This is a genomic window from Paucimonas lemoignei, from assembly GCF_004342585.1.
Taxonomy (GTDB): Bacteria; Pseudomonadota; Gammaproteobacteria; order Burkholderiales; family Burkholderiaceae_D; genus Paucimonas; species Paucimonas lemoignei.
This window is the reverse complement of record NZ_SLZQ01000002.1, coordinates 454187-470330: the sequence shown is the minus strand read 5'-3', so window position 1 is coordinate 470330 and position 16144 is coordinate 454187. Positions and strand designations below refer to the sequence as shown.

The window sequence follows — 16144 nt, the reverse complement described above, 5'->3', positions numbered from 1 at the left end:
CACTTATCGGCTGTTAATTGTTAAAGATCATCCTACCTGCCCCGCTGTGCTTTCAGCGTTGCTGCGAAGCGTCGTGTTCGTCAGCAGCAGAGAAACGAGATTATGAAGCACTTCAGAGTCACTGTCAACACCTCGCTGTCAGAAAAAACTTATTTCTTACAGCTCCTACCGGCTCTGACATCAAGCCTTTAATTTAAGGCTCATATCGCTTAGCGCCCTTCTCGCCACCAAGTCAATTTACTTGGCAAAACCAATCAATCCAGAACAAAGCCCGAATCGATATGTACTGCGAGGGAGAGGCACCACCAGGAGGACGTGTGACGAACTTCTGCTACCTAACATCTCTACTTCGTCACCGGCGCCGTTTTTTCAATCGGCGTCAGCAGCGAAGAACAGGATTATGCAGCTTTAGGCGCAGGCCGTCTACGGCTTTTGGCGAATATTTTTACTGCCCGCCAGCTCGTTATTGCTTTGTCATTAACGCCTTATTTAGCGACGGATTTACGGTCGTGACCAACTTCCGCAATCGCATCCTCAAATTCAGCAATGTCTTCGAAACTTTTATAAACAGAAGCGAAGCGGATATAGGCGATCTTATCCATGCGCTTCAGTTCTCGCATGACCAGCTCGCCGACATGTCCGGATATGACTTCACGCTCGCCGCTGGAGCGCAGTTTTTCTTCGATTCGATGAATGGCTGCATCGACAGCTTCGGCAGAAACGGGACGCTTGCGCAAGGCCAGCATGAAACTGGCACGCAGCTTGGTCGGATCGAATTCGGTTCGGCTGCCGTTTTTCTTGACGATGACGGGCATCGCCAATTCGATTCGCTCATAAGTGGTGAATCGCTTGTCGCAGTGCGCACAGCGGCGCCGGCGGCGAATCGAATCTCCCTCTTCCGATACCCTGGTATCGATAACTTGTGTATCTTCGTGGTGGCAGAAAGGGCATTTCATCGCACGCGGCTCGCTTCAGTCAGTTCACACCGTATTGCTTGTCCAATTGACGCCTCCGCTTACTGCAATTGCGAAGGCGCCATGCCATCGATTACTTGGCGTAGACAGGGAAAGCATCCGTCAATTTCTTGACTTCAGCCTTGACGCGCTCGATGGTCGCTGCATCGTGCGGGTTGTCCAGCACGTCGGCGATCAGGTGGCCGACCTTGGTTGCTTCCGCTTCCTTGAAGCCGCGAGTGGTCATGGCCGGGCTGCCGAGGCGAATACCCGAAGTCACGAAAGGCTTCTGCGGGTCGTTCGGGATGCCGTTCTTGTTGCAGGTGATGTGCGCTGCGCCGAGGATGGCTTCGGCTTCCTTGCCGGTCAAGCCCTTCGGACGCAGGTCTACCAGCATTACGTGCGACTCAGTACGGCCGGAAACGATGCGCAGGCCGCGCTCGGTCAATGCCTTGGCCAGGGCGTCGGCGTTTTTCACGACTTGCTGCTGGTATGTCTTGAATTCCGGCGACAGCGCTTCCTTGAATGCCACGGCCTTGCCGGCGATGACGTGCATCAGCGGGCCGCCCTGGATGCCCGGGAAGATTGCCGAGTTGATGGCCTTTTCATGCTCGGCCTTCATCAGGATCACGCCGCCGCGCGGGCCGCGCAGGGATTTGTGCGTAGTCGTGGTGACGAAGTCGGCGTAGGGCACCGGGTTCGGATAGACACCGGCGGCGATCAGGCCGGCATAGTGGGCCATGTCAACCATGAAGTAGGCGCCGACTTCCTTGGCGATCTTGGCGAAACGCTCGAAATCGATGCGCAGGGCGTAGGCGGAGGCGCCGGCGATGATCAGCTTGGGCTTGTGCTCGCGTGCCAGGCGCTCCATGGCTTCGTAGTCGATTTCTTCCTTCTCGTTCAAGCCGTAGGAGACGACATTGAACCATTTGCCCGACATGTTCAGTGCCATGCCGTGGGTCAGGTGGCCGCCTTCGGCCAGCGACATGCCCATGATGGTGTCGCCCGGCTTGAGCACGGCGAAGAACACGCCCTGGTTGGCTTGCGAACCGGAATTCGGCTGCACGTTGGCGGCTTCGGCGCCGAACAGCTCCTTCAGGCGGTTGATGGCCAGGGTTTCGACGATGTCGACATATTCGCAGCCGCCGTAGTAGCGCTTGCCCGGATAGCCTTCGGCATACTTGTTGGTCAACTGGGAGCCCTGGGCTTCCATGACGGCCGGCGAGGTATAGTTTTCCGAGGCGATCAGCTCGATATGGTCTTGCTGACGGGTGTTTTCCTGCTGGATGGCCGACCAAAGTTCCGGATCGACCTTGGCAATGGTATGGTCTTTTTCGAACATGAGATTACTCCAGTTTGATTAATTCAAAGTGCCTAGGCTCGGTCGAGTGAGGGCCAATAGGAAATGACAGGCAGCCTCAGTCGTGCTTTCCATTTGGGCTGCCCAGGCGAACGGCGGAAGAAGCCTCACGTTCCCCGGTGGATCTCCACCTTGTCCGGAATGCGGAATCCGGTTTTTCGCCAGTCACGTGAGACGAAATGGTCATAAATTGTATGATAAGCCCTTGATTTGAGCAAGAATTCCGCTTGCCAAGCCAATTACGTCAGCACGGCCGACTGCAGCTCAAACCTCAGTTAAGTCAAAACGGTGACAATGGTCACGAAAGCAATAATAACTAACTCAGATAGACTGCAGCGCTTGATTTGAGCGCCTTCGAGTATTTTTGCCTATAATAAACAGTTATTCAAAAGGATAGCGATGATTGTCTTCGTTACCGGCGCCACCTCCGGCTTTGGCGAGGAAATGGCCCGCAAGTTTGCACGCCACGGTCACAAAGTGATTGCCACCGGTCGCCGCCGCGATCGCCTGGATGGCCTGGCCCGAGAATTCGGCGATGCGGTCTTGCCGATCGCCCTGGATGTCACCAGCAAATCTTCCATTATCGACGCGCTTGCCGCGCTGCCGGCCGAATGGCGCGCCATCGATGTCCTCATCAATAATGCCGGCCTGGCGCTCGGCGTCGAACCCGCACAGCAAGCATCATTGGACGAATGGGAAACCATGATCGAGACCAATTGCAAGGGCCTCGTGACCATGACACGCCTGCTGCTGCCGGAAATGGTGGCGCGCGGTAGCGGCACCATTATTAATATAGGCTCGATCGCTGGCACCTACCCTTACCCGGGTGGGAACGTGTATGGCGCAACCAAGGCATTTGTCGATCAATTCACTCGCAACCTGCGCGGGGATCTGGCCGGCACGGGCGTTCGGGCAACCAATATCGCCCCGGGCCTGGCGGGGGGCACCGAATTCTCGAATGTGCGTTTTCGTGGCGACGATGTGGCGGCGGCCAAAGTGTATGAAGGCACTGTGCCGCTGACTGCGGAGGATGTGGCTGAAGCCGCTTTCTGGGTCGCCACCCTGCCGGCGCATGTCAATATCAACCATATCGAGATGATGCCGACCTGCCAGGGATTCGCTCCCTTCGCGATCAAGCGGAATGTGCCGGGCCAGCCATGATCAATCCGAATCCCGCCTCTCGCTTTACAGCATGACAACCGATACCCAATTCAGCTGGCCCGTTCGTGTCTATTACGAAGATACCGATGCGGGCGGCGTCGTCTTTTATGCTAACTACCTCAAGTTTTTTGAGCGGGCACGGACGGAATGGCTGCGCGCATTGGGTTTTAACCAGCAAATATTGAATGAAACGCATGGTTTGCTCTTCATTGTGAAGAGAGCGTCCATTGAATATCATGCTCCAGCGAAATTAGATGACGAACTGAAATTAGTTGTTGCTGTCGAACGCTTAGGCGGTGCATCCATGCAACTCAGACAAGAGGCCTGGCGCACCGCAGGGGAGCAAACCACTTTGCTGGCCGATGGGTCGGTGACGGTTGTGTGTGTAAGCGCGGGAAATCTCCGCCCTTGCCCAATTCCAGATGACATGCGGGCAAAATTCCAGGGCAATCATTAGGCAAGCTCTCATTACTGGCGAATGGCGGCACCATGCCGGGTTTGCTGATTAATTCATATTCAATTCGATTATTCGCTCAAGCGTTCTTATGACAGTCGCACAAGATCTTTCCTTTCTTTCCCTGATCTCCAACGCCTCTTTGCTGGTCCAGTTAGTGATGCTGCTGCTGGCATCGGTCTCGCTGATGAGCTGGACCTATATCTTCCGCAAGCTGTTCGCCATCAAGAGCGCCAAGTCACAGACCGAGGAATTCGAGCGTAATTTCTGGGCAGGCGGCAATCTGAACACCTTGTATGAAGACGCCGTTTCGACCCGCCGCCGCAATCCTGACCAGACCGGCGCGCTGGAACGCATCTTCGAAGCCGGGATGAGTGAATTCAACAAGGCCAAGGCAAGCTTTGCCGGCAGGCCTGGCGTCGATGCCAACAACTTGGTCGACGGCGCCCGGCGCGCGATGCGTGCGGCATACCAGCGCGAGATGGATGCGCTGGAATCGCACCTGGCGTTTCTTGCTTCGGTCGGCTCGGTATCGCCGTATGTCGGCTTGTTCGGCACCGTCTGGGGCATCATGAATTCCTTCCGCGGCCTGGCAAACGTGCAGCAGGCCACGCTGGCTGCTGTGGCGCCTGGTATTGCCGAAGCGCTGATTGCCACGGCCATCGGCCTGTTTGCAGCGATTCCGGCAGTGGTGGCATTCAACCGCTACTCGCACGATATCGATCGTCTGGCGATTCGCTTCGAGAGTTTCATCGAAGAGTTCTCGAACATCCTGCAGCGCCAGGTTCGTTAAGAGGAAAGAGTCATGGCTTCCATATCCGGATCGATGCGCGGCGGACGCAGCCGCAAATTCAAGTCAGACATCAATGTGGTGCCCTACATTGACGTGATGCTGGTCTTGCTGGTGATTTTCATGGTGACGGCGCCGATCGCCGATCCGACCGTGATCAATCTGCCGAATGCCGGCAGGTCGGCGCAACCGCCTTCTGAATACATTCAGGTGTCCATGAAGCCGGACTCGCAGACCACCGTGAAAATCGGCGGCAGCAAGAGCGGCGCGGCGCAAGCCGTTACTGTCGCCAGCCGCGACGAGCTGATCAACACCCTGCGCGATATGCATGCGGCGCATCCCGGCATGCCGGTAATGATCGCCGCCGACAAGGAAATCAAGTACGACGAAGTGATCCAGGTGTTATCCGAAGCGAAAAAGGTCGGCATTGACCGCGTGGGACTGGCAACCAGGTAAACAGGAAAGATGGCTGATTCGACTCCGTATTCCGTTCCCAAGGAACCAGGCAGCTGGCGCGCCATTGCGTTGGCGGTGGCAGTGCATGCCGCGCTGTTTGCCTTCCTGTGGATTGGTATCCGCTGGCAAAGCGAAACGCCTGTGGCGATCGAGGCTGAAGTCTGGGACATGCAGGCCAAGGATGCTGCACCAAAGCAGCCTCTGCCGCCTCAGGAAGAGCCTGTGCCGGAACCCAAGCCGCGCCCGGAACCTGAGCCTGTCAGCAAGCCGGAGCCCAAACCCGAAGTAAAAACGCCGGAGAAGCAGCCCGATATCACGCTGGAGCAGGAAAAGAAGAAAAAAGAAAAAGCCAAGCGTGAAGAGGAAGAAAGGCTGGCGCGCCTGAAAGAAGAAAAAGAGCGCATAGAAAAAGAGAAACAGGCGCAGCTGGAGAAAGAGAAGAAGGATCGGCTGGAAAAAGAAAAGCAGGAATTGGCGAAGAAGGAAAAGGAAAAGCAGCTGGCCCTGGAAAAGGAAAAGGCTGAAATCGCCAAGAAGGAAAAAGCGGAAGCCGAGCGCAAGCGCCAGGAAGCGTTGGATGCCAAATTGCTGGCGGCAATGCGAAAGGATGCGCAAAAGAATCTTGCCGGTCCGGCTGGCAGCGGAGGCACCGGCACAGCGGCCAAATCACAGGGCATGCGCGGCGACCCGAGCTATGCGGCCAAGGTTGCGGCCAAGATCAAGTCGAATACGGCTTTTGTCGTGCCTGGGGACCTGCAGGGCAATCCGGCCGTGGAATACGATGTACAGCTTTTCCCGGATGGATCGCTGCGCGGCGCCCCGCGCAAGGTAAAATCCTCCGGCATTCCGGCTTTTGACGAGGCGGTGAAGCGGGCAATTGAATTGTCGGCGCCTTTCCCGCCTGACAAATCCGGCACCGTCCCCTCGGGCTTCCCAGTGATCCATCGACCGAAAGAACAGTAAGCCATGATGAATAAGTCATTCCTCCGCAGTTATTTCGTCCGCCTGGTAGCGCTGCTTGGTCTGCTTGCAGCGACTTCAGCTCATGCCCAGTTGCGCGTGGAAATCTCAGGCGTGGGCGCCAACCAGATTCCGATTGCCATCGCCGCCTTTGCCGATGAAGGCGTGGCGCCGCAACAGGTGAGCGCCATCATCAAGGCCGACCTGGCACGCAGCGGTTATTTCCGGGTCATCGACACCGGCATGGCGATTTCGGAAACCACGCCGGTCAAGTACGCCGACTGGAAAGGCCGCGGCGCCAATGCGCTGGTGGTCGGCAGCGTGCAACGCCTGGCCGACGGCCGCTTCGATGTGCGCTACAAGCTCCTCGACACCGTCGCAGGTTCGCAGCTTTCCGGCCTGGCCATGGCGGTGCAGCCGCAATTCACGCGCCTCGCGGGACACAAGATCGCCGATGACATTTTCGAAAAGCTCCTGGGTATCCGCGGCGCTTTCGCTACTCGTGTCGCCTACGTCACCAAAGCTGGCAAGGAATATCGCTTGGAAGTCGCCGACGCCGATGGCGAAGGCGTGCACGTGGCGCTGCGTTCCAACGAACCGATCATCTCGCCGGCCTGGTCGCCGGATGGCACGAAGGTCGCCTATGTCTCCTTTGAAAACAAGAAGCCGGTGGTGTACGTGCAAAACCTGGTGACCCGTGATCGCATCGCGGTAGCCAACTTCAAGGGCAGCAATTCGGCGCCAGCCTGGTCGCCGGATGGCAGCCGGCTTGCTATCGCCCTGGCGCGTGAAGGCCTGACGCAGATTTACATGGTCAACGCCGATGGCAGCGGCCTGCGCCGCCTGACCAATACCAACGGCATCGAAACCGAACCGCAATTCTCGGCCGATGGCCAAACCATCTATTTCACCAGTGATCGCAGCGGCGGCCCGCAAATCTACCGTATGCCGGCCAATGGTGGCGATGCCCAGCGCGTGACCTTCCGTGGCAGCTACAACATCAGCCCGCGCATTTCTCCCGACGGCAAGACACTGGCCTACATTTCGCGCCGCGACGGCCGCTTCCAGCTCTATGTGATGGACTTGGCAAACGGCCAGGAGCTGCGCCTGTCCGATTCCAGCAGCGACGAATCCCCCAGCTTTTCGCCTAACGGCAAATACATCATGTACGCGACCGCATCCGGCGGACGCGACGCGCTGGCAGTGGTATCGGCTGACGGCCGTACCCGGTACAAGCTGAGCACCCAGGCAGGCGACATCCGCGAGCCGAGCTGGGGCCCATTCATGAAATAATTCATCACACCTGCAACTGAAGGAGCATTCAACATGCAAAAACTCTCTACCTCCGCTTTTATTCTGTGCAGCGCTCTGGCGCTGGCAGCATGCTCGTCCACGCCGCTGAACGACCAGGCCCCGATCGAAAACCGTGACGCCAAGGGCACCCAGGGTACCGACAGCAGCCGCAACGTCGGCACCGTCGATACCCAGTCGACCGATCCGCTGAAGGATGCCAAGGGCGCACTGGCACAACGCAGCTTTTACTTTGACCTGGACAGCTACACGCTGAAGGCGGAAGCCCAGCCTGTCGTCGAAGCCCACGCCAAGTATCTGGTCGCGAACAAGGGCCGCAAAGTCGTCATCCAGGGTAATACCGATGAGCGCGGTGGCCGCGAGTACAACCTGGCACTGGGCCAGAAGCGTGCCGAAGCCGTGCGCAAGGCACTGTCGCTGCTGGGCGTGCCGGAAGCACAGATGGAAGCCGTTTCGTTTGGCAAGGAAAAGCCGAAGGCTGAAGGCCACGACGAATCCTCTTGGGCCGAAAACCGCCGCGCTGACCTGGTCTATCAATAATGAAGACGCTAGTCTCCCCCGCTCTCGCTGCCGCCTGCCTGGCGGCAGCCTCCCTGGCGCCTCTGCCGGCCCATGCCTTGTTCGGTGACGACGAGGCGCGCAAAGCCATCATCGATTTGCGCACCAAGGTCGAGGCCAACCAGAAGGAAAATGCCGCCCAACTGGATAGCAAGGCTAGCCAGAAAAGCGTGCTCGAACTGGCGAACCAGAACGAGCAATTGCGCCAGGAAATCGCCAAGCTGCGTGGCCAGGTCGAGGTCTTGACCAATGAACTGGCGAATGCGCAGCAGCGGCAGAAGGATTTTTACGTGGATCTCGACAATCGCCTGCGCAAACTGGAACCGCAGCGAGTGACGGTCGATGGCAAGGAAATCAGCGTTGACCCTGCCGAGCAGAAATCCTATGACGCCGCAATGGCGGCATTCAACGGGGGGGACTACAAGTCGGCCGCGGCAGCACTGGCCGACTTCGTGAAACGCTGGCCGCAATCCGGCTACGTGGCCAATGCCCAGTATATGCTGGGCAATAGCTACTACGCGCTGCGTGACTACCGTAACGCCATTACGGCGCATCAGGCGATCGTGAAGAATTTTCCCGATCATCCGAAAGCGGCGGATGCCATGCTGACCATCGCTACCTGCCAGCTTGAATTGAAGGATCGGGCTGCAACCAAGAAAACCCTGGAAAGCCTGGTCGCGAAATACCCCGGTACGGAAGCAGCGCAAACCGCCAAGGAGCGCCTGGCGATTCTGAAGTAAGCAGTTGATTGCCGGCGCAGCTAAAGTTTTTTAACGCAGGCAATTCATAATGCATTGACAGGCTATCGGATCGGCCGCTATAATTTTGTTCTTCGGGTCGTTAGCTCAGCTGGTAGAGCAGCGGACTTTTAATCCGTTGGTCGCAGGTTCGAATCCCGCACGGCCTACCAAGATATAAGCAGTAACTCAAAGGCTTCCGCAAGGAAGCCTTTGTCGTTTCCGGACTCCTTTTCTTCGCATCCTCATGCAGCGATCATGGATGCATGGCCTGCGAAACGTTATTGCTCCACTCGAAGGCCTCGGTCTGCAATAGGTACAGGCTGTCGCAATCCAGCTGGAATTTGTCCAGCATGGGCAACAGCAATGCAGGGCTCTCGCGCCGCTCCAGCGCTTCAGCCAATGCGAGCAACTCGCCGAAGTACCCTCGCCGCTCCAGCAAGGCTTCACCGATTTCTTCGACTACCGGAATCTGCTGCACGATTTCCGGCATCGGCATGCCGAACAGCGCATCCATCAGGGACATAATCCCGACCGTGAACGCGGCATCGGCGATACCGCGATTGCCGGGCCGGTGGCGCAATGCGATCAGCTCCAGCAATTTGCCGCGGTTGGTCGCCAGCATGAGCAAGGGTTTGACGCCTGGCGCGTTTTCGTGAGCTTCGGCATACAGCAAGACTTGCAGCCAGTTTGCCAGCTGCTTGCGACCAAGGACCATCAATGCCTGGCGCAAGGAATCGATGCGATGCATGCCGACGGCAGCGGTGTTCACCAGTCTGAGCAGGTTCAGGCTCAGCGATACGTCGCGCTTGATATGCGCCTCGATCTCCGTGCTGTCGGCTTCGCCGGAAATCAGCGCGATGATATCGATGATTGCCGCCTGCGACGGGGCCAGCTTGTGGTCGGGATGGATGACCGGGTGGGCGAAATAATATCCATGCACGTAATCGAAGCCGAGCGCCAGGCATGCCTCGAACTGCGCGAGCGTGTCGACGTGATCAGCCAGCAGCCTCTTGTCGGCCAACTGCGGCTGCGACGTCCGCTGCACCAGCTCTTCCCGCGTGAAGCGGCGCATATCGAATCTCACCACTTCCATCATGGGAAGCAATTTGGCCAGACTGTCGCCATCGCCCATTGCCTCATTCACGCTGAACAGGAAACCTTGGCCCTGCAACTGCGACAGGCGTGCCAGCAACTCGTCGGTTATCGGGACAGCGGCATCAAGATTGAAAATGAACTTGGTCCGGGGGATATGCGTAAAGACATCGCTCATTATCGTCGCGCTGTCGACATCGATGAATCCGCGCAGCTCACCGACTGTCTTGACTAGATCAAGCTCGTTGAAATGCGCCAGGATCTGTTGAATGACAGCGCCACTTCCGGCCTGATTATCCTGGCTGTCAGCTGAATAAAACGACAGGTCGAATGCGACGGCTTCCTGACGTCGATCCAGGACTGGTTGGCGCGTCATGAAACATGCGGAAACAGGCAGCTTGCTGGCCGTGGCGGCGTGGAGGAATTGGATCGCCATAATGCCTCCGAATGATTAAGGTGGTTACCCCAAGAATAGACTTGTTCTTTCAAAAATGAAAGAAAATAAAAACGGCCGCGCTTGGCGGCCGTAACATTCATCAAACCTGCGGCGAATTACAGATTGGTTTCGGAAATGATCTTCCACTGGCCGCCTTCCCGCGCCCAGTACTGGCGCTTGCGTGCCGAGCTGCGCATCTTGCCGACGGTCGTTTCCTGGGTAAAGGTGCTGACGATCAGATCATCCCGCCCCGGATACAAAAAGAAGGTGGAATCCTCGATCTGCATCGAAATCTTTTTCACGCCCTTCAGAATCTTCTGGTATTTGGCGCTCAGGGCTTGGAGATTTTCACCTCGTTCGGATTTGTACTGCCGTGAATAGTTAGCCATGACTCTGGCAACGTCCAGGCTTTCGAAATCGCGGCGCCATTCCGTTATCAGCCGGTTGGCAAGGTTACGCTCGCTTTCCAGCTTGCTGCGGGTGACGAACTCGACGCGGTCCGCGATCACCACCGGCGTTTTGCCGGCTTCCACGGTTTGGTAAAGCTCGTTCAAATCGGTATTGGTGAGCACCACGCAGCCGTCGGAAGACAGCGGCGGCCGGCTGTAGCTGTCGCTGGGGACGCCATGCAGCCAGATGCCCGAACCACTGCGGCCATTGAGCTTGTCCCACTCGTTGGGATAATTGATCGGCAAAGCGCCGGTGCCGTAAAAGTCAGGCAGCTTGTTGCCCGGGACGCGCTGGGTAATGTAGTACACGCCGATGGGCGTACGCTGGTCCCCTTCCTTGAGCTTGTTGATGCCTAACTTGCCTTGGCTGATGTAGTAATCCGTGTTGAATTTGAGGCGGCCACGCTGGTTCTCGTAGACGTACAGGCGCGAGCGCTTGGCATCGACCACCAGAACCTGCTTCTGATCGTCGCGCAATTGCAGGACGAAACGCGGCACAAGATTGCGGTCGGGCTTTTCACGCAGCCATTTCAGGCGCGCCCGAGCTTCGTCGCGCAGGTTTTTCAGCTTGTCTTCGGGAGCATTGGGCGCTGCGCCCAAAGTGGAAATCGGCCGAGTATGCAGCTGCAGCAGATCACCACGGATCAGTTGCCCGAGACGGAAAGTCGGGTAAGCCTCCACCAGCGCATCGGCCTTGGCTTGCGCCTCGCGCAGGCGGTTGGCGCCCAGGTCTTTGTACACTTCCAACAACAAGGCTTCGGGATCTGGCTTGGCGGCGCTCGCTGCTTGCGGCTGACGCGCTTGTGCGAATGCAAGCGGACTACCCAGCCAGCAGCCGGCAGCCAGCAACAAGGTGCAGGAAACAGCCCGCAAGCGCACCAGGTCGGCAGCCGAATGCGCTGCCGTTTTTACTCTATGACACAACATCAGCTACCTGCGCGCTCCTGCTTGATTTGCCACTTGCCACCCTGCTTGGTGAAGACCAGCGTCTTGCGGCTGTCGGCCTTCAATTTATCCGACACATAAACCTGACGGAATTTGGCAGTGGCAGTATTGCCGTTGACTGTGATCTGCGGCGATTCGACTTTGACATTGATGGTTTCTTTGCCAACGATACGTGCACGACGCCCATCTGCCCAGGCAGCCCGTGATTGCCCGCCCGGAGCCTGGAAATCATTGCTGTAGTAGGACAGGTACGATTTGACATCCTGACTGCTCCACGCCTTGGCCCAGGCATGAATTACCTTCAGCACGTCATCACGCTCATCGTCGCGTGCGGCTTCGGCTTTCGCAACATGCTCGGGCTTGCTTGCGGATTTGGCCGGCGCCTTGTCAACCATCGCGGTTTTCGCATCAGCTTTTTCTGTCGGTGCTGCCGGCGCAGGCTTGGCCGGTGCGGGAGCCGGAACTGCCGCCGGAGGCGCCATCGCCACCTTGGTGCCGGACGATGACGGCTTGGCATTGGGGCTGCCCAGCGTGCGCAATAAAGTCAATTTGGACTTGGCCGTCGCATTGCCGGAATCGAGCTGCAAGGCCTTGTCATACGCCTGGCTGGCCAGTCTTGCATGAATATCGCCCAGGTTTTCATAAGCGGTGGCATATGATGGATTGGTTCGGATCGCCATATCCAGCGCCGCGCGGGCTTTCTCATACTGGCCGCTGGATGCGTAGAGCACGGCCAGATTGTTATAGGGCTCGGGCAGATCGGGGAAATCCGCCGTCAGTTTGGTAAAGATGCCGATGGCGTCGCCAGTCTTGCCTTGTTCTGTCAGGATCACCCCTTTCATGAAACGCATCTGCGCATCCTTGGGGTGTTGCGCGAGAAAGGCATCGGCCTTGCTCAGGGCTTCAGCATATTGGCCGCCGCGCATGAGCTTGCCGACATCCGCCGCCTCATCGGCAAAAGCGGGGGCAGCAATCAATGCGGCCGCCAGTGTGCTGACTAACAGTGTTTTGTTGTACAGGTTTCTCATGCTTGAATCAAATGCCGCACTGAACAGAAAAGACGGATTTCTCATTGATCTTGTTTTAATAGTAAAAGGTATCCACCGGCACGCCGGAATCGGCATTGTATACCGAGACGAGAGCTTTGTTTCTCAAGACAAAGCCTGGACTCCAAAATAAAGCCGCCAGATGTTGTATGCGTTATAGGCGTGACATCATTATCCGGCTGATACCGTGTTCGACGTCTATTCCTGCGGCGTCGCGGTAGCCGGCACTACGGAATCGGCAGCTTCAGCACCGATAGATGGCGACATCGAATCAAGTTGATAACTTAAGTTCAATCGGGTTTCGGTCGCTTCTTCCGCAGGCTGGAAATCTGCCGCCGCCGGAGAAGGAATTGCGGCAGTTGCAACAGAGGTGGTGACTACCGGCGTTGACTGCGGCTGCGCAGTCTGGTTGCCGGAACTTGAACCATACCAGGCGAGCACGCTCGCCAATCCAACTACGCCGGCCACACTCAGCGCCATGGTTGTCAGTTTCCTGCGCCCTCCCGCAGGGTCTTCGGCAGGAGCTGCCGGGATGGGTACAGGCGCTTCTGCCAGCAGTGTCTCGGCGCGCCAGTGCCAGTCTTCTGCCTCTTCGTATTGTCGCGACAGCTTGCTGACAAGCTCCTGGGCCAAGGCTTGCGCCTGCGCCTTCTCTTCCTGCAACTTCGTCTGCATTGACGCGGCCTCGTTCTCCGCCTGCGCTTGCTGGCGCGCTTCCTCCAGTGCCTTGCGCTCGGCTTCCAGGCGTGCCTGTTCGGCGGCGCGCGCTTCCTGTTCCGCCTCCTGGCGCTGCCGGGCCAGCGATGCCTGCTCCCGTTCAAGCTTGATGCGAGCTTCCGCTTCCTCTCTGGCAGCCTGTTCGGCGAGTGTTTTTTCCCGCATTGCCTGCAGCGCTGCCTGTTCGGCGGCAGCACGTTCTTGTTCGATGCGGGCTAGCTCAACTGCTTCACGCGCACTTTGTAGCGCAGCGCGCGCAGCTTTGCGTTCCTGTTCCGCCTTTTCCTTTGCATGGGCAGCAAGATGTTTGGCAGCAGTGACTTGCGCTTCATATGCCTTCTGCGCATCCTTCTCCGCTGTCTCTTTTTTTCGCAGGACGGCGTTTTTCTCTTCCAGCATCCGGTGAGCCTGCTCCTCTGCTTCAGCTTGCCGCCGCATCAATGCGGCCTGTTCTTCGTCGGCCCGGGCTCTTGCTTCGGCAGCCTGCATGGCAGCCTGTTCAGCCAGACGCTTTTCCTGCAGCACTCTTGCCGCCCGCTGCTCGGCTATCGCGCGTTCCCGTTCGATACGAGCCAGTTCCGCCGCTTCGCGGGCCTGGCGCAATGCGGCAAGCGCTGCCTTGCGCTCGTGCTCGGCCTTTTCGCGCATTTGCACCGCAAGATGTTTGGTAGCAGTCGCCTGTGCTTCGCTAGCCTGTCGTGCAACACGCTCCGCCTCTTCCCTGGCGCGCGCTGCTTCAGCATGCTCTTGCGCAGCTATTGCACCGGCCTCCGCTTCGGCTGTGGCCGCCCGCTCAGCGGCAAGGCGTTCCTGCTCCAGCTTGACAAGTCGCTCCGCCTTTTCCGCGCGCTCCTTTTCTGCTCTCATGCGCTTCTGCAGCGCTTCCTGCGCCTCGCGCTCCTGCATGATGCGATGACGCTCGATGCGAGCCAATTCGGTGGCCTGCCTGGCTTTTTCCACTGCAGCCTGAGCAGATACGCGGTTCAGCTCGGCTTGCTCCTGTGCCTTGGTCAGCGCAATACGGGCCGCGGACGCTTCGGATTCCTCTGCGATCCTGGAAAGGTGTTCCGCTTGCTGGCGCTGACGCAGGAGTTCAGTCTTCTCTTGTTCGGCACGCAAGCGCGCCTGCGCTTCCGTCGCGGCAGCCTGCTCGGCCTCGCGCTTTTGCCGCAATGCCTCGGCAGCATGTTGTTCGGCTGTCAGACGCTCCTGCTCCAGGCGAGCCAACGCCGCCGCCTGCTCGGCCTTTTCTTGCGCAGCCTGGGTCGCGGCACGCTGCAGCTTTACCTGCTCCGCCATAAGCCGGACCGCCTCTTCTTCCGCAGCAGCACGCAGGGCCGCTTGCTGCCTGGCCTCGCGTTCCAGTTCAGCACGCTCGGTCGCCAATTGCCGGGCATGCGTTTCTTCATCAGCCTTGGCTTTGGCCGCAGCAGTGGCGCGCGCCTCGATCTCCGCCCGTTCCCGCGCTGCGACAATGGCATCCCGTTCCGCCGCCAGGCGCTCTTGCGCACGGACGTCAGCCAGATGCTCGGCTTCCACGCGCTCGATAGCAAATGCCTGCAATTCCCGTTCGGCCTTGATCCGCGCTTCGGTGGCGAGCCGAATGCGCGTTTCGGCTTCCTGGCGCGCCTTGGCTGTGACCGCCCGCAGGGCTTCGGCCTGTTCACGGCGCAGCGCGGCGTCGCGCAAGTCTAGCTCGGCCTGCAATCGCATCCGCACCGCTTCCAGGGCATTGCGCTCCGCCTCGATCCGGGCCTGGGCGATGGCCTCATATTCCTTCTCTACCGCGGCACGGGCACGCGCCTCTTCCACCGCATGCACCTCCGCTGGAACGCGGCTCAGGGTGGATTCGAGGGCCAATGCCTCCGCGCGTTGGCGCTCCTGCGCCTTTTGCAGAACATCATTGCTTGCCGCGACGAGCGTCTCGGCAGTCTGATGCGCTTCCTTTTCCTTGCGCTCGCGTTCACGCGCGATTTCCGCCATGCGGGCTTCGGCGCGCACGCGGGCTTGTGCAGCGGCCTGCGCAGCCTTGGCGGCAGCGACACGCTCGGCGACCTGGCGGCGTGCCTGCTCGGTTTCCTGTTCCAGCAATCGCGCCGCTTCGGCGGCCTTGGCAGCCAACTCAGCTTCCGCTGCCGCCTGCTCGGAGGCGCGCTTGCGTGCCTCCTGTTCGGCGCGAATCCGTTCTTCCGATTTCTGGCGAGCGAGTTCTTCTGCTTCTGCGCGGGCGCGCAGCTCGGTGAGTTCCTGGCTGGCCGCGGCGATTTTTGCTTCGCTTGCGAGGCGAGCCTGACGCTCGGCTTCCAGGCGGGCGCGACTGACGGCAATCGCTTCTTCGGCGGCCTTGGCGCGCTGGTAGGCTTCCGCGCTGGCGGCGGCGTCGGCAATCGCCTGGTCTTCAGCGAGGGCGCGTGCGCGGGCTTCGGCATGCGCGCGGTTTTCTGCGGCGACCTTGGCCTTGGCTTCGGCCTCAACGCGGGCAATCGCTTCGCGGATGGTCTGCAAGGCCATCCCACCCTGCTGACTGGTATCTCCGGTAGCTGCGGCCGGCATGCCCGGCTCTTGCGTATTGTCCGGGGATGCCATCTGCAGGTTTGATTGCTTGCGCATCGCCTGATTGGTATCCATCGTTACTCCCGCTGTTTAAGGCCCCGGCCTGCTGCAAATATGCCGGAAATTCAATATCTTACATTACTCCACTAGCGCCGGACGACCT

At 58.7% G+C, this 16144-nt stretch carries 14 protein-coding genes, 1 tRNA gene and 1 riboswitch; of the genes, 9 read left to right on the top strand and 6 right to left on the bottom strand.

Annotated elements, in window-relative coordinates; genetic code table 11:
• Positions 1-485: 485 nt before the first annotated feature.
• Complete coding sequence (nrdR, locus tag EDC30_RS05425; protein WP_132257758.1) at positions 486-956, bottom strand: transcriptional regulator NrdR; 471 nt, start codon at positions 954-956, stop codon at positions 486-488.
• 91 nt (positions 957-1047) lie between these two features.
• The gene (gene glyA, locus EDC30_RS05420) at positions 1048-2295 is read right to left on the bottom strand and encodes a serine hydroxymethyltransferase (RefSeq protein WP_132257757.1); all 1248 of its coding nucleotides are present in this window, start codon (positions 2293-2295) and stop codon (positions 1048-1050) included.
• Between the two features lie 93 nt (positions 2296-2388).
• A riboswitch (ZMP/ZTP riboswitch) is annotated at positions 2389-2492 on the bottom strand.
• 220 nt (positions 2493-2712) lie between these two features.
• Between glyA and EDC30_RS05415 the strand changes: the two genes are divergently transcribed.
• From EDC30_RS05415 to EDC30_RS05375, 9 genes are all read left to right on the top strand, one after another.
• The gene (locus tag EDC30_RS05415; RefSeq protein ID WP_132257756.1) at positions 2713-3474 is read left to right on the top strand and encodes an SDR family NAD(P)-dependent oxidoreductase; all 762 of its coding nucleotides are present in this window, start codon (positions 2713-2715) and stop codon (positions 3472-3474) included.
• A 31-nt stretch (positions 3475-3505) separates the two neighbouring features.
• Positions 3506-3931 (top strand): tol-pal system-associated acyl-CoA thioesterase, encoded by a 426-nt coding sequence (ybgC, locus tag EDC30_RS05410; RefSeq protein WP_132257755.1) that lies wholly within the window; start codon positions 3506-3508, stop codon positions 3929-3931.
• A gap of 88 nt (positions 3932-4019) precedes the next feature.
• Positions 4020-4721, top strand: coding sequence for a protein TolQ (gene tolQ / locus EDC30_RS05405; protein ID WP_132257754.1), 702 nt, complete (start codon positions 4020-4022; stop codon positions 4719-4721).
• Between the two features lie 12 nt (positions 4722-4733).
• Complete coding sequence (locus EDC30_RS05400; RefSeq protein ID WP_243656659.1) at positions 4734-5174, top strand: ExbD/TolR family protein; 441 nt, start codon at positions 4734-4736, stop codon at positions 5172-5174.
• A 9-nt stretch (positions 5175-5183) separates the two neighbouring features.
• Positions 5184-6137 (top strand): cell envelope integrity protein TolA, encoded by a 954-nt coding sequence (gene tolA, locus EDC30_RS05395; protein WP_132257753.1) that lies wholly within the window; start codon positions 5184-5186, stop codon positions 6135-6137.
• Between the two features lie 3 nt (positions 6138-6140).
• Complete coding sequence (gene tolB / locus EDC30_RS05390) at positions 6141-7427, top strand: Tol-Pal system beta propeller repeat protein TolB (RefSeq protein ID WP_132257752.1); 1287 nt, start codon at positions 6141-6143, stop codon at positions 7425-7427.
• A 33-nt stretch (positions 7428-7460) separates the two neighbouring features.
• Entirely contained in the window at positions 7461-7985 is a 525-nt protein-coding gene (gene pal, locus EDC30_RS05385) for a peptidoglycan-associated lipoprotein Pal (protein ID WP_132257751.1), read from the top strand.
• Positions 7985-8743 carry a tol-pal system protein YbgF gene (ybgF, locus tag EDC30_RS05380; protein ID WP_132257750.1) on the top strand — a complete coding sequence of 253 codons (759 nt, stop codon included), beginning with the start codon at positions 7985-7987 and terminating at the stop codon, positions 8741-8743. The genes pal and ybgF overlap by 1 nt, the downstream gene beginning before the upstream one ends.
• 94 nt (positions 8744-8837) lie before the next feature.
• A tRNA-Lys gene (locus EDC30_RS05375) sits at positions 8838-8913 on the top strand.
• A gap of 83 nt (positions 8914-8996) precedes the next feature.
• Here EDC30_RS05375 and EDC30_RS05370 read toward each other — a convergent pair.
• The 4 genes from EDC30_RS05370 to EDC30_RS05355 form a co-directional block, all read right to left on the bottom strand.
• The gene (locus tag EDC30_RS05370; RefSeq protein WP_132257749.1) at positions 8997-10271 is read right to left on the bottom strand and encodes an EAL and HDOD domain-containing protein; all 1275 of its coding nucleotides are present in this window, start codon (positions 10269-10271) and stop codon (positions 8997-8999) included.
• Positions 10272-10387: 116 nt separating this feature from the next.
• Positions 10388-11647 (bottom strand): L,D-transpeptidase family protein, encoded by a 1260-nt coding sequence (locus EDC30_RS05365; RefSeq protein ID WP_132257748.1) that lies wholly within the window; start codon positions 11645-11647, stop codon positions 10388-10390.
• A complete protein-coding gene (locus EDC30_RS05360) occupies positions 11647-12693 on the bottom strand; it encodes a nuclear transport factor 2 family protein (RefSeq protein ID WP_243656658.1) in 1047 nt (348 codons plus the stop codon). Before EDC30_RS05360 ends, EDC30_RS05365 begins: the two co-directional genes overlap by 1 nt.
• Positions 12694-12909: 216 nt before the next feature.
• Positions 12910-16056 carry a coiled-coil domain-containing protein gene (locus EDC30_RS05355; RefSeq protein ID WP_132257746.1) on the bottom strand — a complete coding sequence of 1049 codons (3147 nt, stop codon included), beginning with the start codon at positions 16054-16056 and terminating at the stop codon, positions 12910-12912.
• Positions 16057-16144: the final 88 nt, after the last annotated feature.

Bases quoted from the DNA above. Each gene is read 5' to 3' on its own strand.
- nrdR (WP_132257758.1), bottom strand. From the start codon at position 956: ATGAAATGCCCTTTCTGCCACCACGAAGATACACAAGTTATCGATACC.
- glyA (WP_132257757.1), bottom strand. From the start codon at position 2,295: ATGTTCGAAAAAGACCATACCATTGCCAAGGTCGATCCGGAACTTTGG.
- EDC30_RS05415 (WP_132257756.1), top strand. From the start codon at position 2,713: ATGATTGTCTTCGTTACCGGCGCCACCTCCGGCTTTGGCGAGGAAATG.
- ybgC (WP_132257755.1), top strand. From the start codon at position 3,506: ATGACAACCGATACCCAATTCAGCTGGCCCGTTCGTGTCTATTACGAA.
- tolQ (WP_132257754.1), top strand. From the start codon at position 4,020: ATGACAGTCGCACAAGATCTTTCCTTTCTTTCCCTGATCTCCAACGCC.
- EDC30_RS05400 (WP_243656659.1), top strand. From the start codon at position 4,734: ATGGCTTCCATATCCGGATCGATGCGCGGCGGACGCAGCCGCAAATTC.
- tolA (WP_132257753.1), top strand. From the start codon at position 5,184: ATGGCTGATTCGACTCCGTATTCCGTTCCCAAGGAACCAGGCAGCTGG.
- tolB (WP_132257752.1), top strand. From the start codon at position 6,141: ATGATGAATAAGTCATTCCTCCGCAGTTATTTCGTCCGCCTGGTAGCG.
- pal (WP_132257751.1), top strand. From the start codon at position 7,461: ATGCAAAAACTCTCTACCTCCGCTTTTATTCTGTGCAGCGCTCTGGCG.
- ybgF (WP_132257750.1), top strand. From the start codon at position 7,985: ATGAAGACGCTAGTCTCCCCCGCTCTCGCTGCCGCCTGCCTGGCGGCA.
- EDC30_RS05370 (WP_132257749.1), bottom strand. From the start codon at position 10,271: ATGGCGATCCAATTCCTCCACGCCGCCACGGCCAGCAAGCTGCCTGTT.
- EDC30_RS05365 (WP_132257748.1), bottom strand. From the start codon at position 11,647: ATGTTGTGTCATAGAGTAAAAACGGCAGCGCATTCGGCTGCCGACCTG.
- EDC30_RS05360 (WP_243656658.1), bottom strand. From the start codon at position 12,693: ATGAGAAACCTGTACAACAAAACACTGTTAGTCAGCACACTGGCGGCC.
- EDC30_RS05355 (WP_132257746.1), bottom strand. From the start codon at position 16,056: ATGGATACCAATCAGGCGATGCGCAAGCAATCAAACCTGCAGATGGCA.